21 protein-coding genes are annotated in these 18,825 nt (G+C 72.3%); 13 read left to right on the top strand and 8 right to left on the bottom strand.

Going from position 1 to position 18,825, the window contains the following annotated elements; translation table 11 throughout:
• The first annotated feature begins 21 nt into the window (after positions 1–21).
• From mshB to ADK54_RS35755, 7 genes are all read left to right on the top strand, one after another.
• Complete coding sequence (gene mshB / locus ADK54_RS35785) at positions 22–909, top strand: N-acetyl-1-D-myo-inositol-2-amino-2-deoxy-alpha-D-glucopyranoside deacetylase (RefSeq protein WP_053729968.1); 888 nt, start codon at positions 22–24, stop codon at positions 907–909.
• A 14-nt stretch (positions 910–923) separates the two neighbouring features.
• Positions 924–1,313: a DUF6113 family protein gene (locus tag ADK54_RS35780; RefSeq protein WP_053729967.1), complete on the top strand. Its 390-nt coding sequence runs from the start codon at positions 924–926 to the stop codon at positions 1,311–1,313.
• Between the two features lie 168 nt (positions 1,314–1,481).
• Complete coding sequence (locus tag ADK54_RS35775) at positions 1,482–3,605, top strand: hypothetical protein (RefSeq protein WP_053729966.1); 2,124 nt, start codon at positions 1,482–1,484, stop codon at positions 3,603–3,605.
• Between the two features lie 219 nt (positions 3,606–3,824).
• Positions 3,825–4,760, top strand: coding sequence for an ABC transporter ATP-binding protein (locus ADK54_RS35770; protein WP_053729965.1), 936 nt, complete (start codon positions 3,825–3,827; stop codon positions 4,758–4,760).
• Entirely contained in the window at positions 4,757–5,497 is a 741-nt protein-coding gene (locus ADK54_RS35765; protein WP_053729964.1) for an ABC transporter permease, read from the top strand. Before ADK54_RS35770 ends, ADK54_RS35765 begins: the two co-directional genes overlap by 4 nt.
• A gap of 68 nt (positions 5,498–5,565) precedes the next feature.
• Positions 5,566–6,699, top strand: a complete 1,134-nt coding sequence (locus tag ADK54_RS35760; protein ID WP_053730042.1) for a sensor histidine kinase — start codon at positions 5,566–5,568, stop codon at positions 6,697–6,699.
• Positions 6,696–7,301 (top strand): response regulator transcription factor, encoded by a 606-nt coding sequence (locus tag ADK54_RS35755; RefSeq protein WP_053729963.1) that lies wholly within the window; start codon positions 6,696–6,698, stop codon positions 7,299–7,301. Before ADK54_RS35760 ends, ADK54_RS35755 begins: the two co-directional genes overlap by 4 nt.
• A 19-nt stretch (positions 7,302–7,320) precedes the next feature.
• Here ADK54_RS35755 and ADK54_RS35750 read toward each other — a convergent pair whose 3' ends face one another.
• The 5 genes from ADK54_RS35750 to ADK54_RS35730 all read right to left on the bottom strand — a co-directional run bounded on the left by ADK54_RS35750 (position 7,321) and on the right by ADK54_RS35730 (position 11,363).
• Entirely contained in the window at positions 7,321–7,821 is a 501-nt protein-coding gene (locus tag ADK54_RS35750; protein ID WP_053729962.1) for a hypothetical protein, read from the bottom strand.
• Between the two features lie 101 nt (positions 7,822–7,922).
• A complete protein-coding gene (locus tag ADK54_RS35745; protein WP_053729961.1) occupies positions 7,923–8,411 on the bottom strand; it encodes a DUF11 domain-containing protein in 489 nt (162 codons plus the stop codon).
• A gap of 156 nt (positions 8,412–8,567) precedes the next feature.
• Positions 8,568–9,215 carry a C39 family peptidase gene (locus ADK54_RS35740; RefSeq protein WP_053729960.1) on the bottom strand — a complete coding sequence of 216 codons (648 nt, stop codon included), beginning with the start codon at positions 9,213–9,215 and terminating at the stop codon, positions 8,568–8,570.
• Positions 9,216–9,519: 304 nt separating this feature from the next.
• Complete coding sequence (locus ADK54_RS35735) at positions 9,520–10,350, bottom strand: transglutaminase-like domain-containing protein (protein ID WP_053729959.1); 831 nt, start codon at positions 10,348–10,350, stop codon at positions 9,520–9,522.
• Between the two features lie 17 nt (positions 10,351–10,367).
• A complete protein-coding gene (locus tag ADK54_RS35730; RefSeq protein ID WP_053729958.1) occupies positions 10,368–11,363 on the bottom strand; it encodes a GNAT family N-acetyltransferase in 996 nt (331 codons plus the stop codon).
• Positions 11,364–11,504: 141 nt separating this feature from the next.
• Here ADK54_RS35730 and fdxA point away from each other — a divergent pair, with 141 nt between their 5' ends.
• Together fdxA and dapC are read left to right on the top strand one after the other, a co-directional pair.
• Complete coding sequence (fdxA, locus tag ADK54_RS35725) at positions 11,505–11,825, top strand: ferredoxin (protein WP_018845645.1); 321 nt, start codon at positions 11,505–11,507, stop codon at positions 11,823–11,825.
• A gap of 105 nt (positions 11,826–11,930) precedes the next feature.
• Positions 11,931–13,028 (top strand): succinyldiaminopimelate transaminase, encoded by a 1,098-nt coding sequence (dapC, locus tag ADK54_RS35720; RefSeq protein WP_053729957.1) that lies wholly within the window; start codon positions 11,931–11,933, stop codon positions 13,026–13,028.
• A gap of 77 nt (positions 13,029–13,105) precedes the next feature.
• Here dapC and ADK54_RS35715 read toward each other — a convergent pair whose 3' ends face one another.
• Both ADK54_RS35715 and ADK54_RS35710 read right to left on the bottom strand, forming a co-directional pair.
• A complete protein-coding gene (locus tag ADK54_RS35715) occupies positions 13,106–13,561 on the bottom strand; it encodes a hypothetical protein (protein WP_053729956.1) in 456 nt (151 codons plus the stop codon).
• 301 nt (positions 13,562–13,862) lie between these two features.
• A complete protein-coding gene (locus tag ADK54_RS35710; RefSeq protein WP_234392349.1) occupies positions 13,863–14,762 on the bottom strand; it encodes a hypothetical protein in 900 nt (299 codons plus the stop codon).
• 127 nt (positions 14,763–14,889) lie between these two features.
• Between ADK54_RS35710 and dapE the strand changes: the two genes are divergently transcribed.
• Both dapE and ADK54_RS35700 read left to right on the top strand, forming a co-directional pair.
• Positions 14,890–15,969, top strand: a complete 1,080-nt coding sequence (dapE, locus tag ADK54_RS35705; protein ID WP_053729954.1) for a succinyl-diaminopimelate desuccinylase — start codon at positions 14,890–14,892, stop codon at positions 15,967–15,969.
• Positions 15,970–16,083: 114 nt separating this feature from the next.
• Entirely contained in the window at positions 16,084–16,845 is a 762-nt protein-coding gene (locus ADK54_RS35700) for a TIGR00730 family Rossman fold protein (protein ID WP_053729953.1), read from the top strand.
• 7 nt (positions 16,846–16,852) lie between these two features.
• Here the strand turns inward: ADK54_RS35700 and folP are convergent, their stop codons facing one another.
• Positions 16,853–17,737 (bottom strand): dihydropteroate synthase, encoded by an 885-nt coding sequence (folP, locus tag ADK54_RS35695; RefSeq protein ID WP_053729952.1) that lies wholly within the window; start codon positions 17,735–17,737, stop codon positions 16,853–16,855.
• 113 nt (positions 17,738–17,850) lie between these two features.
• Here folP and ADK54_RS35690 point away from each other — a divergent pair, with 113 nt between their 5' ends.
• Positions 17,851–18,246 carry a DivIVA domain-containing protein gene (locus tag ADK54_RS35690; RefSeq protein WP_053729951.1) on the top strand — a complete coding sequence of 132 codons (396 nt, stop codon included), beginning with the start codon at positions 17,851–17,853 and terminating at the stop codon, positions 18,244–18,246.
• Positions 18,243–18,824 carry a DNA-3-methyladenine glycosylase I gene (locus tag ADK54_RS35685; RefSeq protein ID WP_053729950.1) on the top strand — a complete coding sequence of 194 codons (582 nt, stop codon included), beginning with the start codon at positions 18,243–18,245 and terminating at the stop codon, positions 18,822–18,824. The genes ADK54_RS35690 and ADK54_RS35685 overlap by 4 nt, the downstream gene beginning before the upstream one ends.
• Position 18,825 lies beyond the last annotated feature (1 nt).

The following is an 18,825-nucleotide window of genomic DNA, read 5'->3' as shown; positions in this document are numbered from 1 at the left end:
CCGGCCTCGTAGGCTGGGCCCATGTCGGAACTCCCCGCCCGCCGTCTCCTCCTGGTCCACGCGCACCCGGACGACGAGTCGATCAACAACGGCGCCACCATGGCCAAGTACGCCGCCGAAGGCGCGCACGTCACCCTGGTGACCTGCACCCTCGGCGAGGAGGGCGAGGTCATCCCGCCGGAGCTCGCCCATCTCGCACCCGACCAGGAGGGCGGCCTCGGCGCCCACCGGATCGGTGAACTGGCCGCCGCGATGAAGGAACTGGGCGTCACCGACCACCGGTTCCTCGGCGGACCGGGCCGCTTCCACGACTCCGGGATGATGGGCGTCGAGCAGAACCACCGCGCGGACGCGTTCTGGAACACCGACGTGGACGACGCGGCCGCGTACCTCGTAGAGGTGATCCGCTCGGTGCGCCCGCAGGTCCTCGTCACCTACGACCCCGACGGCGGCTACGGGCACCCCGACCACATCCAGGCGCACCGGGTCGCGATGCGCGCCGCCGAACTCGCCGCCGAGTCCGGCTACCGCCGCGACCTGGGCGAGCCGCACACCGTCGCGAAGATCTACTGGAACCGGGTGCCCCGCCCGGTCGCGGAGCGGGCCTTCGCCAAGCTGCGCGCCGCCAACGCGGACTTCCCCGGCATCGCCGCCATCGACGACGTACCGGGCGTCGTGGACGAGCCGGACATCACGGCCGAGATCGACGGCACCGCGTACGCCGCGGCGAAGGGCGCCGCGATGCGCGCGCACGAGACCCAGATCACCGCCCAGGGGCCCTACTTCGCGCTCTCCAACCACCTGGCCCAGCCGATCTTCACCACCGAGTACTACCAATTGGCGGCGGGCGTCCCGGGAGTTCCCGCCGGGCAGCGCGAGCACGACCTGTTTGAAGGTGTGGGCAAGTGAGTAAACGTACCGCCATGGATGACACGAGGACGGGCGGCGGCGCCGCGCGCATCGCGCTGTACCTGCTGCTCGTCGTGCTCGGCGCGCTCGTCGGCGTCGCCGGGGCGCTCGTGCAGACGGCCTGGTTCCCGGGCGGTCTCGCACTGTCCCTCGCCGGAGCCGTCGGGCTCTTCTACTCCGGAACGCAACTCATGGGCGGCCGGGGCGGAGTGGGGGCGCCCGCGGCCGGCTGGCTGGTCGCCGTCATCCTGCTGACCGCCTCCCGCCCCGAAGGCGACTTCGTGTTCGGCGCCGGGGCCGGGTCGTACGTCTTCCTGCTCGGCGGGATGGTTGCAGCTGTGATCTGCGCCACGATCGGTGGATTCGCGCAACCCGGTGGCCAGGCCGCCCGACTTGGCGAGTGACGTGCGCAGGTGCGACGACGCAGTAGAAGGGGACGGGGCGCGCCTTCTCCGGCCCGCCCCGTACGGAACGACGGCGGCCAGTATGGTGGTGCGCGCCGCCGAGCCGCCCGTACAGAGGCATCACAAGAACGAGACCGGGTGGCGGAGCCAATCGGGAGAGAACCAGCCTTGAGTCGTGAAACTGACAGTTCGTCCTCCGGCCCCCAGGGGCGCGGCGCAGCCGGGTACCCCTCGGGCACGCCGCCGTACGGAACCCCGTCGGCCGCGGGCCGGGACGTTCCTGAAGCCGCAGCCGAGCCGGACGAGCCGAAGACCGAGACCACGCTGACGACGCGGATCCGGATCAACATCCCGGGCTCGCGGCCCATCCCGCCGGTCGTGGTGCGTACGCCCATGAGCGACACCGCCAAGCCGGCGGACGCGGAAGGCGTGAGCGAGCGCACCGGTTCGGTGCCCAGGCCCGAGACCGCCGAGCCTGAGTCCGAGGAGCCGGCCGCCGAAGAGCGGCCCACCAGCAACTGGTTCGCCCCGCGCAAGTCCCCGGCGGCCCCCTCCTCTTCGGCGACGCCGCCGGCCGGCACGCCGCGGCCCGACCTTCCGTACTTCTCGGACGGTTCGGGCGCGGGGTCCCCGAATGCCGACGGATCCGGCCGCGTTGACGGCCCGGCCGGTGCGGACGGGGCGCGTCCCGGCCCGCCGTCCGGCCCGACCACGGGGCCCGTCACCGGGAACGCCGCGCTGCCCGTGCGGCCCGTCGGCAACCGCACGGGCATGGGCCAGGGCGCCGGGCTGAACCCGCGCACCACGGAGGGCTCGGTCTTCGGCGCGGACCCCGGTCAACTCCCGGGCCAGGGGCCCGAGTTGGGTCGAGGCCCGGGTGAAGGGCCGGGCCCCGGCATGGGGTTCGGCGACGGTCCCCGGCCCGGCGGCGACGGCGTACGCCCCGGCCAGGACTTCGGCCGGAACCCGGCCCAGGGTCCCGGTGCGGGCGGCGGCGTGGGTGGCAGTCACCCCTTCGCCCCCGGGGGGCAGCTCTCCGCCCCCGTCCTGTCCGACGACACGGCGATCCTCACCCCGCAGGCCCCGGCGCCGAGCCCGCTCACGCACACCGTGGGCAACCCGCTCGCGAGCCCGGCCGTCAACCCGGCGGCGCCCACGTCGCCCGGCGGCCACGTCTCCGGGGACACCCTGACCAGCGGCATCCCGGTCATCCCGCCGGAGCACCGCGGCGCGTCCTTCCCGCCCGGCCCCGGCGGCCCGAACCTCACGCCGCCCCCCGGCGCCGACTTCGACGAGGCCGAGCCCCCGGCCAAGCCGCAGCGCGCCAGCGCCCCCGCGGCGCCCGCCAAGAAGGGCCGCTCCAAGCTGGCCCTGCTCGGCGGCGGCCTGGTCGCCCTGGTCGGCGTGGCGTACGGCGCCGGTCTCGTCCTGAACCACTCCGAGGTCCCCAAGGGCACCACGGTGCTCGGCGTCGACATCGGCGGCGGCACCAAGGAGGCGGCCGTCTCCAAGCTCGACCAGACCCTCGGCAAGCGCGCCAACCAGCCGCTGAACCTCACGGTCGACGGCAAGCAGGCGCAGCTGAAGCCGGAGATCGCGGGCCTCTCGCTGGACAGCCAGGCGACCGTGCGGGCCGCGGCGGGCGCCGACTACAACCCGGTGTCCGTCATCGGCGCGCTCTTCGGCGGCAAACGGGTCGCCGAACCGGTCATCCCGGTCGACGAGGAGAAGCTCGGCGTCGCCCTGACCGACCTCGCCGGGGCCTCGGGCTCGGCGACCGAGGGCACGATCAAGTTCGTGCCGGGCAAGGCCGTCGCCGTGCCGGGCAAGGCGGGCAAGGCGCTCGACGTGAACCGCTCGATGATCTCGGTGAAGGACGCGTACCGGACGATGGTGCAGACCGGAAAGGCGGACCCGGTGTCGCTGCCGGTCGCGATCCGCCAGCCCACCATCAGCCAGACCGAGATCGACCGGGCGATGAAGGACTTCGCGGAGCCCGCCATGTCCGGGATCGTCACGATCAAGGCCGGTGCCAAGTCGCTGCCCTTCGGCCCGTCGAAGTCGCTCCCCAAGATCCTCTCGATGAAGCCGAACGGGGGGAAGCTGGTGGAGGTCTACGACAAGGCCGCGATCACCGAGCTCATCGGCTCCACGTTCAAGGGGATCATGGTCAACCAGGGCGGCCAGAAGCACGAGGTGTCCGCGGACGACGTGGCCAACGCGATGAAGGCCGCGCTCCTCGGCAAGACCCCGGCCGAGCGGACCGCCACGATCGATCTGAATCCGAGCTAGCGGCTCCGCGGGTGCGGCGAGCCCCGCGGGATGCGAGGATTCCAGTGCGGGCCGTCCGTGGCAGGTCGAGCAGTTGCCCGCGCCCCTTTGAGGCACGCGACGCCCCCGTACCCCTGCGGTGCGGGGGCGGTGTCATGCCTGCATCCATGACATCCGTCATGCGGGAGTTACGACGCCCGGCACTGCCGTTGTGACCTGCGGCTGGGCGAATCTGGACCCATGACGCAGACAGCACCTCCCGCCGAGCGGACCGCACAGTCCGTGGTGAGCTTCGAGAACGTGAACAAGAGCTACGGCGACGTCCGTGCCGTGGCCGACCTGTCGCTGCGGCTGCACCCCGGCGAGACGGTCGCCCTGCTCGGTCCCAACGGAGCCGGCAAGTCCTCCACCCTCGACCTGCTGCTCGGCCTGCGCAACGCCGACTCCGGCACGGTCAGCCTCTTCGGCATGACGCCCTCGCAGGCCATCAACGCCGGCAAGGTCGGCGCGATGCTGCAGAGCGGCGGCCTGATGGAGGACGTGACCGTACGAGAGCTGGTCAAGCTCGGCTGCGACCTGCACCCCAAGCCGTACCCGGTCGCCGAGGTCATGGACCGCGCCGGGATCGCGCAGATAGCCGACCGCAAGGTCAACAAGCTCTCGGGCGGCCAGGAGCAGCGCGTCCGCTTCGCGCTTGCGACCGCCGGGGCCAACGACCTGATCGTCCTCGACGAGCCGACCACCGGCATGGACGTCACCGCCCGCCAGGCGTTCTGGGCGACCATGCGCGAGCAGGCCGCCCAGGGCCGTACGGTCCTGTTCGCCACGCACTACCTGGAAGAGGCCGACGCGATCGCGGACCGGGTGCTCGTCCTGCACAAGGGCAAGCTCCTCGCGGACGGCACCGCGGCCGAGATCAAGGCCAAGGCCGGCGCCCGCCGGGTCAGCTTCGACCTCGAAGGCGCCATCGACGAGGCCGCCCTGCGCGAGCTCCCCTTCCTCTCCACCATCGACATCTCGGGCCGCACCGTCCGCATCCAGTCGCACGACGCCGACGCGACGATGCACGCGGTGTACGGGCTCGGCCTCTACCCGCGCAACCTCGAAGTCGCGGGCCTCGGCCTTGAGCAGGCCTTCGTCGCCATCACCTCGGCCGAGGAGGCCAAAGCAGCATGAACACCCTGATCAAGCTGGAAATCACCCGCACCCTGCGGAACAAGAAGTTCATGTTCTTCTCGGTGATCTACCCGTCGGCGCTGTACCTGCTGTTCGCGGCCTCGCAGAACAGCACCGACAAGGTCAAGGGCACCGACCTCACCTTCCCCGCCCTGTACATGGTCTCGATGGCGTCGTTCGGCGCGATCACCGCCGTCCTCATGGGCAACAGCGAGAAGATCGCCAAGGAGCGCGAGAAGGGCTGGGTGCGGCAGCTGCGGCTGACCACCCTGCCGGGCCGCGGCTACGTCCTGGCGAAGATCGCCAGCGCGGCCGTCGTGACCCTGCCCTGCATCGTGGTCGTCTTCCTCGTCGCGGCCGGCACCAAGGGCGTGCGCTTCGAGGCCTGGCAGTGGGGCGCGCTCACCGTCGCCATCTGGGCCGGTTCGCTCTGCTTCGCGGCCCTCGGCGTGGCGATCGGCTACATCGCCAGCGGTGACGCGGTACGCCCGATCACGATGATCATCTACTTCGGCATGTCGATCCTGGGCGGCCTGTGGATGCCCAGCACCGTCTTCCCGCAGTGGCTGCAGAACATCGCGGAGTGGCTGCCCACGCACGCGTACGCTGCCCTTGGACAGGCCATCGAGCTGGGCGACGCCCCGCACGGCAAGGACCTCGCCATCCTCGTCTTCTACTTCCTGCTCTTCGCGGGCGGCGCGGCATGGCTGTACCGGAAGGACACCCTGAAGGCGTGAGTCCCTTGAACCAGGGCCACAAGGAGCCGGCGGTGCGGATCGGGCTGACTCCCGAGACGCGCCGCCAGATGTGGCAGAAGCTGATGTGGGTCGGCATCTGGCTGGCCTTCATGGGCGCCCCGATCGGCGACCTGCTCGACGGCGACCACACCACCGCGGCGACCGTGCTCGGCTGGCTGGGCCTCGCCACCTTCGTGACGGTCTACCTGGCCCTGGTCCTGCGCCACACCGCCCGCCCCCCGGCCCGCGCGACGGTCTACGGCCTCCTAGGCTTCCTGGCGGCGCTCGCGGTCGTCCTCTCCCTCACGCTCGGCTCGCCCTGGCTCGTGCTCTTCGTGTACGTGTCCGTCTCCTGCGGGGCCACCCTTCCGATGACCCTCGCGACGTGGTCGATCCTGGTCACGACCGCCACGATGACCGTGATCGGGACGCGCGCCACCCACGTCGGCGACGTCGTGCCGGGCCTGGTCATCCCCGCGATCCTGGGCGGCTTCGCCATGACGGGCGTGCGCCATCTGATCCGTACGTCGGTGGAACTGCGCGAGGCCCGGGCCACCGTGGCCCAACTGGCCGCGAACGAGGAGCGGTTGAGGATGGCCCGCGATCTGCACGACCTGCTCGGCCACTCCCTGTCCCTCATCACGCTGAAGAGCGAGCTGGCCGGGCGCATGCTGCCCGGCCACCCCGATCAGGCGGCCCAGCAGGTGGCCGACATCGAGCAGGTGAGCCGGCAGGCCCTCGTCGACGTACGGGCCGCCGTGAGCGGCTACCGCCGGGCCACCCTGCCCGCCGAACTCGCGGGCGCCCGCACCGCGTTGAGCGCGGCGGGCATCGAGGCCGACGTGCCGACCAAGGCGCCCGAGGGCCTGCCCGCCGCCGAGGAGGAGGTGCTCGCCTGGGTGCTGCGCGAGGCCGCCACCAACGTCGTGCGTCACAGCGGCGCCCGGCACTGCACGGTCACCATCGGCGAACGCCAGACGCTGGACGGCCGGTTCCTCGAACTGCGCGTCCAGGACGACGGCAAGCCCGGCCCCGGCCCGGCGTCCCCGGTCCCGGGCAACGGCCTGACCGGCCTCGCGGAACGCCTGGAGAAGGTGTCCGGAGTCCTGGAGACGGACTCCGGCCGCAAGGGCTTCACGCTGGTCGCCCGGATCCCGCTGATTCCCGACCCGTCCACGACCCCTCTAGTATCCGGATCATGATCCGACTCCTCCTGGCCGAAGACCAGTCCATGGTCCGCGAGGCCCTCGCCGCGCTGCTCGGTCTCGAACCGGACATGGAGGTGGTGGCGCAGGCCGCCCGTGGCGACGAGGTGCTCGCGGCGGCCCGCGCACACACGGTGGACGTGGCCCTGCTCGACATCGAGATGCCGGGCATGACGGGCATCGAGGCGGCGGCGCGACTGCACCGCGAGCTGCCGGACGTGAAGATCGTCATCCTGACCACCTTCGGGCGGCCCGGATATCTGCGCAGCGCCATGGAGTCGGGCGCGGACGCCTTCCTGGTCAAGGACGCCCCGGCGGCCCAACTGGCCACGGCCGTACGGAAGGTGCTCGACGGCGAGCGGGTCATCGACCCGACGCTCGCCGCGGCCGCGCTGGCCGAGGGCGCGAACCCGCTGACCGATCGCGAGCGCGACGTGCTGCGGGCCGCGCAGGGCGGCGCCACCAACGCCGAACTCGCCGCCGCCCTCTGCCTTTCGCAGGGCACGGTCCGCAACTACCTCTCCATGGCCATCCAGAAACTGGCGGCCCGCAACCGTGCGGAGGCCGTCCGCATAGCTCGCGAGAAGGGCTGGCTGTAGCCCCCGGGGGCCGGTCGGCTCAGTCCTCGAAGTCGGCGAGGACGAGCTCGGCGACGGCCTCTTCCTCGTAGCCCTCGATGGGGCCGAGGTAGCGCGGAAGGCCGGGGTGTTCGGCGCAGAAGGTGACGTACGCGGTGACGGTGTCCTCGTAGAACCCGCCGGTGGACAGCGAGACGTAACCCTTCACGCGCGCGTCCCCGAACCGCTCGTGCGCGCCGAGCAGGGCGAGCCGGGCATAGGCGAGGCACCTGCGCAGCAGGGCCCGCTCCCGCTCGGGGCCGGATGCGGGAAGGCCCTCGTCGCTCATCCCGCGCCCGTTGACGGAGTACTCCTCCTGCACGGCGTCGACGTACGTCCCACGAGTCGTGTCGACCAGCGCCGCGAGCAGCCGGGCCCCGCCGGGGCTCGTCGTCCATCCCTGGCGTACGACGTCGCGGAAGGGCGCCGGGACGTCGTCGGCGCCGAGCCCGGAGACGTCGGTGCGGGCCAGGAGCCCGGCCATCGCCGTGTTGGTCTGCATGCGCCCTCCTGTCCCGCGTCGGGGGTGAAGATCCGCCACCCCCATCGTGCACCGTGGGACCCCCGTGATCCATGACGCGAACCCCAGGGGCCCCGGATGGTTCAGCAGCTGACCAGGAGCAGGGTCAGGGCCGAGCACACGTGGACCGCGGAGTTGTTGCCCGGGTCCGGGTCGGCGGGGGCCAGGTCGACCAGGGCGGCCGTGACCGGGAGGCTGCCGCTCGCCAGGAGGCCGGCGTGCAGCGTCAGCTTCTTCGAGACGGTGGCGCCGGACGGGATCGCGCCGAGCGCGCAGACGGCGGTCCGGTTGGTCTTGTCGAGCGTGCAGCCGGACGCGGACGGCGCCGTGAACCCGGCCGGATAGCTGAACCACACCCGGGCGGCGCTGACGGCCGAGGGCCCGGCGTTGGTGACGTTCGCGGTGAACGTGGCCGCGTTGATGCCGAGCCCCTTGGGGGAGGCGTCCAGGGTCACGGAGAGGTCGGCCTGCGCGGGGTCGGCGCCGGCCGGGGCGGCGAGGCCGAGCGTGGCGAGGAGGGGCAGGAGCAGGGCGGGGGCGAGGCGGGCGGCTATGGGTCTGAGGCGTGACAAGGGGACTCCAGGCGAGGTCGGGGTGACATGGCTGAGCTGTCCCCAACAGGCCATCGGGGACGCCCAGTTGAGGGTGCGTCAACAGATTGTGACCGCTGGTCGCCGTTCCGGCAGGGTTTTCCGGCGGGGCGCGGGGATTGGCCGGATGTGGCGGGTTCAGTGCCCGGGCCGCCCGGTCCCCGGCCCCATGGCGACCCCCCGCCCCGCGTAGAACCGCTCAAGGTCGGCCCACTGGATGTGGACGAACTCCTGGGAACGGCCCTGGAATCCGGACGGATTGTGGAAGACCAGGGCGTCCTCGGTCGCCCCCACCGCGAGCACCAGATGGCCGCCCCGGCGCTCCGGGGCCGGCGCGAGCTCGCGGATCGATGGGTGGACGGAGAGCATCAACAGGTGTCCGGACGCGATGAGTTGAGGGATCTCGTTCATCGGCAGATGCGGACGCGCCGCCGCTTGCATGCCCCAGCGCGCGTGGGCGTACTCGGCGAACGGGGCGTAGATAAGCCCGTCGAGCCCGTCGCCGCGCCGGACGTACGCCCCCGCCGCCACGCACTCCTCGGCGAGCTCCATCGGCGTCGGCGCGGAGCCCTGCCAGTACTCCAGTGCCATCCGCAGACACGCCACTCCGCAGAGCCGCCACGACCACCAGGCGTACTCCTCGGGGGTCTCGGCCCCGTACTTCCGCCACAACGGATCCCGCGCCGCGTCGAGCGCCCCCGCGACGATCGCCTCCACCAGCTCGGGGGAGGCCCACTGGGAGTGGTAGGGGACGGGGTGGACGGTGCGGGGGTGGCGGTCGCTCATGGGGGGACTTTAGGCGGGGCTGCGGCCCAGCGGGATGCGCTGGGGCTCCGCCCCAGACCCCGTTCGCGCCCGAAAGGCGCTCGTCCTCAAACTCCCCCAAGGCCTCAAGGGCCAGGAGGGACCCCCATGACGGGCTGAAATGCCCCGGTGCGGGCCAGCACCGACCCTGCCAGGGGCGCAGGGAACTGCGCGACCGGCCACGCACGGTCCGCGGCCAAAGGGGGGTTTAGGGGCGCGGGGAACTGCGCAAGGCAGCCGCACTGGGGCGGGCCCGCGCCCAAGCGAACCCACCCCGCTGCGTGAGCTAATTGAGCATGGCCCGGGCCGCCCGAGCCCGTCGGCGGATCGATTCCGCGGCGGTCGGCTCGACCGGTTCCACCGCGTCCGCGTATTGGTCGAGCTCCGCCGCCCCCGCCAGGAATTCGCCGCGCTGGACCAGGAGTTGGGCCCGCTCGAAGCGCAGTCGGGCCGGGTGCGAGGGGAGCAGCAGGGAGAGCTCCACCGCCCACAGGGCAACGTCGCTGCGCTCCGGGCGGGCCGCGGCCCAGGCGCGGATGTTGTTCAGGATGCGCAGGACGACGTCCAGGGGCGCGGCCGGATTCAGCATGGACTCGTCCAAAGGCGCGCCCGTCGCCCCCGCCACCAGGAGCTCCGCATCCGCGCCGGTCAGCAGCCGGCCCGCGTCGAACGGGTCGGCGAGCACCCGGTCGTCGCGCGGGCCGAAGCCCACCACGAAGTGGCCGGGCAGCGCCACCCCGTACACCGGCGCCCCGGCCCGCCGGGCCACCTCGATCCAGACCACCGAGAGCAGGATGGGCAGGCCCCGCCGGCGTCGGAGGACCTCGTGCAGCAGGGACGACTCCAGGCGCTGGTAGTCGGGCGGGCTGCCGTGGAAGCCGCAGGTGGCGCCGAGGAGTTCGGCCATCGCCAGGGCCCAGGGGCGGGAGCCGTTGAGGCCGTAGGGGAGCAGCCCGGCGAGCCGGTCCAGCTCGATGTGGGCGGCGTCGATGCCCCGTTGGCCGAGCGCGGGATCGGCGACCGCGCCGAGCAGGAGGCAGAGCGTCACCACGTCGGGGCGCTCCGAGCGGGCCTCCTCGGCGAACTCCCGCCGCCAGTCGGTGCCTTCCGGATTCATGTCAGCCTCGTACCCGGTCAGTGAGATCGGAAGTGGTGGTAGCTGTGGTGCGTCGCGAAACCCTGGCCCTCGTAGAGCGCGCGGGCCCCGTCGTTGTCGGCCTCCACCTGGAGCCAGGCGGCTGAGGCGCCCTCGTCCAGGGCGCGGCGCGCCAGCGCGGTCATGACGGCGGTCGCGAGGCCCTGGCGGCGCAGTGCCGGGTCCACCTCGACGGCCATGAAGCCCGCCCAGCGGCCGTCCACCACGCACCGCCCGATCGCCGCGGGCGCCGCCCCGTCGCCGGGGACCGAGGCGAACCACACCGAGGGGCCGCTGTTCAGGACCTTCAGGACGTGCTCGCCCGGGGTCACCGACCGCTGGTAGCGGCTCAGCCACGCCTCGTCGACCGTGCGCTCCAGGCGCACCCGGGACACGTCCGCGTCCAGGTCGCCGATCGGCGCGAGCGCCGCGATCCGCACCTCGGCGCTCACCTCCCGCGCCCAGCCCGCCTCTTCAAGATCGGCGCAGAGCCGCTCCTGGGTGCCCGCGGCGCCCGTCGCGGTCTGGATGTACGCGGGAAGCCCGCGGGCCGCGTACCAGTCGCGTACGCGGGCGAGCGCGTCCGGCAGCGGGAGACCGGGGTCGCCCAGCGGCAGGACCGAGTTCGCCCGGCGGGTGAATCCGGCCGCGGCCCGCAGCGTCCACTCGCCGAGCCGCTCGCGCTCCACGGACTGCCAGGCGCGCGCCAGGACCGGCGCGAGCTCCTCGAAGGAGGCGGCCGGACCGCGACGGCGGGCCGGCGCCGCGGGGACGACCTTGCCCGCGACGAGCGTGGACTCCTCGATGCGCACCGTCTCACCGCTCTTTCGTGTGATCGACAACACACCGTGGTCCCATGATGTGAGTACGCCGACCGTGTCCGTGAACAGGGAGCCTGGAGTTCCACTGGAGCTCAGGCGCCGGACTGATACGCGTTTGCCCGTATCGGCAGCCGTAATTCGGACCTCAAGCCGTCCGCCGGTGGTGAATTCCACAGGTCTCTCCGCCCCTCCTGTTCGGATCGTGCCCCGAACCGGAGATACTAGGTGTGGGCATCGACGACGCCGCGCTCCCGCGCGCCACGTGGACGGAGCCGCAGATCGGCCCGCCGCGCCCTATCGAGGAGGAACGACAGCGTGACCTACGTCATCGCGCAGCCTTGTGTCGACGTCAAGGACAAGGCGTGTATCGAAGAGTGCCCGGTCGACTGCATCTACGAGGGCTCCCGGTCCTTGTACATCCACCCGGATGAATGCGTCGACTGTGGCGCCTGCGAGCCGGTGTGCCCGGTCGAGGCGATCTTCTACGAGGACGACACCCCGGACGAGTGGAAGGACTACTACAAGGCGAACGTCGAGTTCTTCGACGAGCTCGGCTCGCCCGGTGGCGCCTCCAAGCTCGGCCTGATCGAGCGGGACCACCCCTTCATCGCAGCGCTGCCGCCGCAGAACGGCTGATCGCGCTTCCCCGGTCCCCGTACGGCTCAGCTGCCGTGCGGGGCCGCGGTGTTTCCCGGCCCGGCCGCCCGCAGCACCGTACGTACGAGAAAGTGAGCCCCTTTCGTGAGCGCAGTCTCCTCGCGCCTTCCCGTCTTCCCCTGGGACAAGCTGGAGCCGTACAAGGCGACGGCCGCGGCCCACCCGGACGGCATCGTGGACCTCTCCGTCGGCACACCCGTCGACCCGGTCCCCGAGCTCGTGCAGCGGGCCCTGACCGGGGCCGCGAACTCGCCGGGCTATCCGACGGTGTGGGGCACGCCCGCGCTGCGGGACGCGATCAAGGGGTGGCTGGAGAAGCGCCTCGGCGCGCGCTCCGTCGAGCACACCAACATCCTGCCGGTGGTCGGCTCCAAGGAACTGGTGGCCTGGCTGCCCACCCAGCTCGGCCTGGGGGCCGGTGACCAGGTCGCCTACCCGCGGCTCGCGTACCCGACGTACGAGGTCGGCGCCCGCCTGTGCGGCGCGGAGGCCGTCGTCTACGACGACCCCACCGAGCTCGACCCCACGAACCTCAAGCTGCTCTGGCTCAACTCGCCGTCCAACCCGACCGGCCGGGTCCTGGCCAAGGACGAGCTCGTACGCATCGTGGCGTGGGCCCGCGAGCACGGCGTGCTGATCTTCTCGGACGAGTGCTACCTGGAGCTCGGCTGGGAGGCCGAGCCCGTCTCGGTGCTGCACCCGGACGTGTGCGGCGGCAGCTACGAGGGCATCGTGGCCGTCCACTCGCTGTCCAAGCGCTCCAACCTGGCCGGCTACCGGGCCGCGTTCATCGCCGGTGACGCGGCCGTGCTCGGCGAGCTGCTCCAGATCCGCAAGCACGGCGGCATGATGACCGCGGCCCCCGTGCAGGCGGCCACCGTCGCGGCGCTGGGCGACGACGCGCACGTACAGGAACAGCGGGCGCGGTACGCGGCGCGGCGGGCGGCGCTGCGCGAGGCCCTGGTCAAGCACGGCTTCCGCATCGAGCACAGCGAGGCCAGCCTCTACCTGTGGGCGACCCGCGACGAGGGCTGCTGGGAGACGGTGGCCCACCTCGCCGAGCTCGGCATCCTGGTGGCGCCCGGGGACTTCTACGGCGAGGCGGGGACGCGTTTCGTACGGGTCGCGTTCACGGCGACCGACGAGCGCGTCGAGGCGGCCGTGAAGCGGCTCGGGCAGTAGCCCGCAGGCGTACGCACACGAAGGGGCCCGGGGAGTCTGCACTCCCCGGGCCCCTTCGCATCACCTGACGCCGTGGGTCAGCCGCCGATCGGCAGGCCCTTCAGCGGGAGCTGGTCGGTGCTCGGCAGGCCCGGGGTGGGCACGCCCTGCGGGGTGGGGAGGCCGCCCTGGGTGGCGGTCTGGGTGGCCGAGCCGAGGATCTCGCCCGCGCTGCCCGCCGCGTCACCGGCCGCCTTCTGCGCGGCCGGGGTGGCCACCTTGCCCGCCTGTCCGACCGTCTTGCCCGCCATCGGTACGGCCTTCTTGACGGTGGCGGCGCCCGTGTCGCCGGCCAGGCCGGTGGCCTTCTGGGCCACCCCGTCGACGGTGTTGCTGACCGAGCTGGGGTCCATCTGGGTCAGGCCGCCGAGGTTCGGGGCGGCCTGGGGAAGTTCCACGGCGCTTGCGGAGCCGGCCGCACCGACCACGGGCGCTGCACCTGCCGCGATGAGCAGCGCGGCGCGGGCGATCCGACGGGTCAGGGGGAGGGACATGATGCTCCTTCAGACGGGTTGGAAATGTGTGACTGTCCGGCGTTCGGACGCAGTGACAACCGCCGTGAGGGGAGGAGAGGTTGCGGTGCCCATGGGTAAAGAGTTCGTAATGCGTCGCATTATCTACTCTGGATAAAAACGGGCAAATGAATCACCGCAGCGTTCCCTGATTGACCGTCAGATCCCTTTGTTCTCAAGGGAATTGACGATTCTGCGGATCGGCATCCGGACGCGGGTGCGAAAGCGCACGCCGGGAATGGCGGGGTACTTCGGTCGAGTGCCTTGCCGAACGGACGGCCGGTTATGGCGCGAGGGTGATCCGTACCTCTTGCGTACCGTCCCCCGAAGAGCCGGCGGCGGGACCCTGCCCGGTGGAGGCGGGAACCGTCGCGGCGGCGGGGGCCTTGGACCAGCCGTCGGCCGAGTCGTCCGCGCTCCAGGCGCGGCCGGCGTAGGTGACCCGCGCGATGTGCAGCGAGGAGGCCTGGGCGACCGCCCAGTGCGCCAGCGCCCAGCCGCGCTGCTCCCGGTCGGCGCCCGCCGCGGCGGTGCCCTCGGTGACGCGCACCGGCACGGCGACGTCGTGGCCCGCGCCGGCCGGCTGCTCGGCCGCGACAGTGCCCTCGCCGAACGCCTTCGTCAGGCCTGCGCGCACCTGCGCGGGGTCGCCTGGCCGCACGTTCTTGGCGACCGTGCAGGTCAGCGAGGCGGACTCGCGGCCGGTCAGCGCGGCCGTCAGGACCGCCGCGTCCGGCTCGTGCTTCGCGTACGCCTGCGGGAAGGCGCTGCGCTGCACCTTCTGCGCGGCCACGGTCAGCGGGAGCCGCGAGTAGCCCGGGACCTCGGCGAGGTGCTTGTAGAACTTCCCGGCCGAGTAGACCGGATCCATGATCTGCTCGGCGTTGCCCCAGCCCTGCGAGGGCCGCTGCTGGAACAGGCCGAGCGAGTCCCGGTCGCCGTGGCTCAGATTGCGCAGCCCCGACTCCTGGAGCGCGGTCGCCAGCGCGATCGTCACCGCCCGCTCCGGCATCCCGTGCGAGATGCCGACGGCCGTGATCGTCGCCGCGTTCTCGGCCTGCTCGGGGCTCATCTCGAACGTGGCCCCCTGCCCGCTGCCCGTCCCCGCCACGCATCTGGGCGCGCCCGGACCCCCGCTCACGTACTGCACCACCAGATATCCGGCGATCGCGAACAGCACCATGAGGGCCGCTCCGATACGAAGGAGGCGGCCGCGTCGGGAGGGGCGCGGGAGGTCGATGGGCTCGGACACGGTGCCCACCGTACTGGAGCGCGAAGGGAGCCTCACCGGTGGAGTTAGGGTCGGCTCCATGGCCGATACCACCCTGGACCTCACCGCGGACGCGCCCTCGCTGACCGCCCAGCTCGTCGACTTCGCCTCCGTGAGCGGCGAGGAGAAGCCCCTCGCGGACGCCATCGAGCGCGAGCTGCGCAAGCTGGCGCACCTCACCGTCGACCGGCACGGCAACAACATCGTGGCCCGCACGAACCTGGGCCGGGCCGAGCGGATCATCCTGGCCGGGCACATCGACACCGTGCCCATCGCGGACAACGTGCCCTCCCGCCTCGACGAGGACGGCGTGCTGTGGGGCTGCGGCACGAGCGACATGAAGTCGGGCGTGGCGGTACAGCTGCGGATCGCCCGGACGGTGACCGCGCCCAACCGGGACCTGACCTTCGTGTTCTACGACAACGAAGAGGTCGCGGCCCACCTCAACGGCCTCGGCAAGATCGCCGAGGCCCACCCCGAGTGGCTTCGGGGCGACTTCGCGGTGCTGCTCGAACCCTCCGACACCGAGGTCGAGGGCGGCTGCCAGGGCACGCTGCGGGTCCTGCTGAAGACCCGGGGCGAGCGCGCCCACTCCGCGCGCAGCTGGATGGGCTCCAACGCCATCCACACGGCCGCGCCCATCCTCGCGAAGCTGGCCGCCTACGAGCCGCGCCGCCCGGTGATCGACGGCCTGGAGTACCACGAGGGCCTCAACGCGGTACGCATCGAGGGCGGCGTCGCCGGCAACGTGATCCCGGACGAGTGCACGGTCGTCGTCAACTACCGGTACGCGCCCGACATCACGGGTGAGCAGGCCGTCGCCCACGTCCGCGAGGTCTTCGCGGACTGCGACATCGCCGAATTCGTCATCGACGACCACTCGGGGGCCGCGCTGCCCGGGCTCTCCCACCCGGCGGCGGCCGCCTTCATGGCGGCGGTCGGTGGCACCGCGCGGCCCAAGTTCGGCTGGACCGACGTCTCGCGCTTCGGCGACCTCGGCGTGCCCGCAGTCAACTACGGGCCCGGCGACGCGCTCCTGGCCCACAAGCGCAACGAACACGTCGTCGTGGACCGGATCACGCAGTGCGAGCGGCGGCTGTACGCCTGGCTGACCGACTGAGCCTTCTTTCAAGGCTTCGGTAGTGGGGTGGCCTGCCTGAATTCCGCCATTCGTAACGTTCGTCGACCTACCCTGGCTGAGCACGCGCAACATCGTCAGCGGAGGGAGCACGGCATGGCCAACCCCGAGGGAAGCCCGTTTCCGGCGGAGCAGCGGCTGGAACAAAGGCTCGGACCAGTGCTGCGCCGCCGCGATCAGGTGCAGGCCGGCACCACCGACCAGCGCCTCCTGGACTCCGAGGGCGACTCCCAGTGGGTGCACACCGACCCCTGGCGGGTCATGCGCATCCAGTCCGAGTTCGTCGAAGGTTTCGGCGCACTGGCCGAACTGCCCAGCGCCATCAGCGTGTTCGGCTCGGCCCGCACGCCGGCCGGCTCGCCCGAGTACGAGGCGGGCGTGCGGATCGGGCGGGCCCTGGTCGACGCGGGCTTCGCCGTGATCACCGGAGGCGGGCCCGGCGCGATGGAGGCCGCGAACCGCGGCGCGCGGGAGGCCAACGGCATCTCCGTCGGCCTCGGCATCGAGCTCCCCTTCGAGCAGGGGCTCAACCCGCACGTCGACATCGGGATCAACTTCCGCTACTTCTTCGTGCGCAAGACCATGTTCGTCAAGTACGCCCAGGGCTTCGTCGTGCTGCCGGGCGGACTCGGCACCCTGGACGAGCTGTTCGAGGCCCTGACCCTGGTCCAGACCCGCAAGGTCACCCGCTTCCCGATCGTGCTGTTCGGCACGGAGTACTGGGGCGGGCTCGTGGACTGGCTGCGGAACACCGTGGTCGGCCAGGGCAAGGCCTCCGCTGGCGACCTCCTGCTGTTCCACGTCACCGACGACGTGGACGAGGCGGTCGCGCTGGTCACCAAGGAGACGGGGCGCTAGCCGCGCCCTAGGCGAGCCCCCGGCGGGCCACCGCCGGGGGGCGGTGCCCGGCGATCGAGGCCACCATGTCCAGGACCTGCCGGGTCTCCGCCACCTCGTGGACGCGGTAGACCCGCGCACCGAGCCACGCGGACACCGCCGTCGTCGCCAGCGTCCCGATCACCCGCTCCTTCACCGGCCGGTCCAGCGTCTCGCCCACGAAGTCCTTGTTGGACAGCGAGACCAGGACCGGCCACCCGGTGTCGGTCATCTCCTGGAGGCGCCGCGTCGCCTCCAGGCTGTGCCGGGTGTTCTTCCCGAAGTCGTGGCCTGGGTCGATCATGATCCCGTCGGGCCGCACGCCCAGCTCCACGGCCCGCTCGGCGAGGCCCACGGTGACCCGCAGGATGTCCGCCACCACGTCGTCGTACGCGATCCGGTGCGGCCGGGTGCGCGGCTCCACACCGCCCGCATGGGTGCACACCAGACCGGCCCCGTAGCGCGCCGCGACCTGGGCGAGCTTCGGGTCGACGCCGCCCCACGCGTCGTTCAGGACGTCCGCGCCTGCCTCGCAGACCGCCGCGCCCACGTCGTGCCGCCAGGTGTCCACGCTGATGACGACGTCGGGGAACCGCCTGCGCACCTCGGCCACGAAGCCGACCGTGCGCCGCGCCTCCTCCTCGGCGGTGACCTCCGCGCCGGGGCCCGCCTTCACCCCGCCGATGTCGATGATGGCCGCCCCCTCGGCCACCGCCTGCTCCACGCGGGCGAGCGCGGGCTCGTCGTGGAAGGTCGCACCCTGGTCGTAGAAGGAGTCGGGGGTCCGGTTCACGATGGCCATGACCACCGGTTCGTACGCGGCGAACTCGCGTCGTCCCAGCCGCAGCGTGCCGCGGTCCGTTCCGCTGTGCATCCCCTGTGTCCTTTGCTGTGGTCCGGGCCGTTGTCCGCCTGCGACCCTAACTGTCAGTGCCGCATGGCACGATCGGACCCGAACAGTTTCCGGCGTCGGGAAGAGGCTCGCTCGTGTTCTGGTTCTTGCTGATCGCGATGGTCGTCGTGGTCGCCGCCGTGACCCTCGCCGTGGTGGGCGGAGGTGGCGACGACGGCGCGGTGCTGCCGGACACCGAGCCGGAGCACCTGGTGGATCCGCTGCCCGAGCACCGCCCGGTGGCCCGGGCCGACGTGGAGGCGCTGCGCATCCCGGTGGTCCTTCGGGGCTACCGGATGGCGGACGTCGACGACGTGCTGAGCAGGCTGAGCGCGGAGCTCGCCGAGCGGGACGCGCGGATCACCGAGCTCCAGACCACGCTCGAAGGCAGCCGGAAGCGCCTCGTGACCGGCGGCCAGGGCCCCGCGCCACAAGCTCCCGCCGCACAGGACCCCGCGACCGAGCCGTCCGACGAGGAACCCCGGCGATGAGCGGCGCGATCCCCGGCCCCGACGGCCTGCTGCGCTGCCCCTGGGGGCTTTCCGCCGAGGAGTACGTGGCGTACCACGACACCGAGTGGGGCCGCCCGGTGCACGGCGACGACGCGCTGTACGAGCGGCTCTGCCTGGAGGCCTTCCAGTCGGGGCTCTCCTGGATCACGATCCTGCGCCGCCGCGAGGGCTTCCGGCGGGCCTTCGCCGACTTCAGGATCGCGGCGGTCGCGGAGTTCACCGACGCCGACGAGGAGCGGCTGCTCGGCGACGCGGGCATCATCCGCAACCGCCTCAAGATCGGGGCGACGATCGCCAACGCGCAGGCGCTCGCCACCTGGTCGCCCGGCGAGCTCGACGCCCTCATCTGGTCGTACGCCCCGGACCCGGCGACCCGCCCGGCCCCCCGCACGCTGTCCGAAGTCCCGGCCGTCACCGACGAGTCGACGGCCCTGTCCAAGGCCCTGAAGAAGCGCGGCCTGCGCTTCATCGGCCCGACGACGGCGTACGCCCTGATGCAGGCGTGCGGCCTGGTCGACGACCACCTCGTGGACTGCGTGGCCCGGGGCGGCGCCTGAG

The sequence above is a fragment of the Streptomyces sp. WM6378 genome (assembly GCF_001279695.1).
Classification (GTDB): domain Bacteria; phylum Actinomycetota; class Actinomycetes; order Streptomycetales; family Streptomycetaceae; genus Streptomyces.
The sequence above is the reverse complement of the archived record's forward strand: the minus strand, read 5'-3'. Positions and strand labels throughout refer to the sequence as shown.

What these genes read in the sequence shown, in the direction of transcription:
- mshB (WP_053729968.1), top strand. Translation starts at nt 22, where the DNA reads ATGTCGGAACTCCCCGCCCGCCGTCTCCTCCTGGTCCACGCGCACCCG.
- ADK54_RS35780 (WP_053729967.1), top strand. Translation starts at nt 924, where the DNA reads ATGGATGACACGAGGACGGGCGGCGGCGCCGCGCGCATCGCGCTGTAC.
- ADK54_RS35770 (WP_053729965.1), top strand. Translation starts at nt 3,825, where the DNA reads ATGACGCAGACAGCACCTCCCGCCGAGCGGACCGCACAGTCCGTGGTG.
- ADK54_RS35765 (WP_053729964.1), top strand. Translation starts at nt 4,757, where the DNA reads ATGAACACCCTGATCAAGCTGGAAATCACCCGCACCCTGCGGAACAAG.
- ADK54_RS35760 (WP_053730042.1), top strand. Translation starts at nt 5,566, where the DNA reads ATGTGGCAGAAGCTGATGTGGGTCGGCATCTGGCTGGCCTTCATGGGC.
- ADK54_RS35755 (WP_053729963.1), top strand. Translation starts at nt 6,696, where the DNA reads ATGATCCGACTCCTCCTGGCCGAAGACCAGTCCATGGTCCGCGAGGCC.
- ADK54_RS35750 (WP_053729962.1), bottom strand. Translation starts at nt 7,821, where the DNA reads ATGCAGACCAACACGGCGATGGCCGGGCTCCTGGCCCGCACCGACGTC.
- ADK54_RS35740 (WP_053729960.1), bottom strand. Translation starts at nt 9,215, where the DNA reads ATGAGCGACCGCCACCCCCGCACCGTCCACCCCGTCCCCTACCACTCC.
- ADK54_RS35735 (WP_053729959.1), bottom strand. Translation starts at nt 10,350, where the DNA reads ATGAATCCGGAAGGCACCGACTGGCGGCGGGAGTTCGCCGAGGAGGCC.
- ADK54_RS35715 (WP_053729956.1), bottom strand. Translation starts at nt 13,561, where the DNA reads ATGTCCCTCCCCCTGACCCGTCGGATCGCCCGCGCCGCGCTGCTCATC.
- ADK54_RS35710 (WP_234392349.1), bottom strand. Translation starts at nt 14,762, where the DNA reads ATGGTGCTGTTCGCGATCGCCGGATATCTGGTGGTGCAGTACGTGAGC.
- dapE (WP_053729954.1), top strand. Translation starts at nt 14,890, where the DNA reads ATGGCCGATACCACCCTGGACCTCACCGCGGACGCGCCCTCGCTGACC.
- ADK54_RS35700 (WP_053729953.1), top strand. Translation starts at nt 16,084, where the DNA reads ATGGCCAACCCCGAGGGAAGCCCGTTTCCGGCGGAGCAGCGGCTGGAA.
- folP (WP_053729952.1), bottom strand. Translation starts at nt 17,737, where the DNA reads ATGCACAGCGGAACGGACCGCGGCACGCTGCGGCTGGGACGACGCGAG.
- ADK54_RS35685 (WP_053729950.1), top strand. Translation starts at nt 18,243, where the DNA reads ATGAGCGGCGCGATCCCCGGCCCCGACGGCCTGCTGCGCTGCCCCTGG.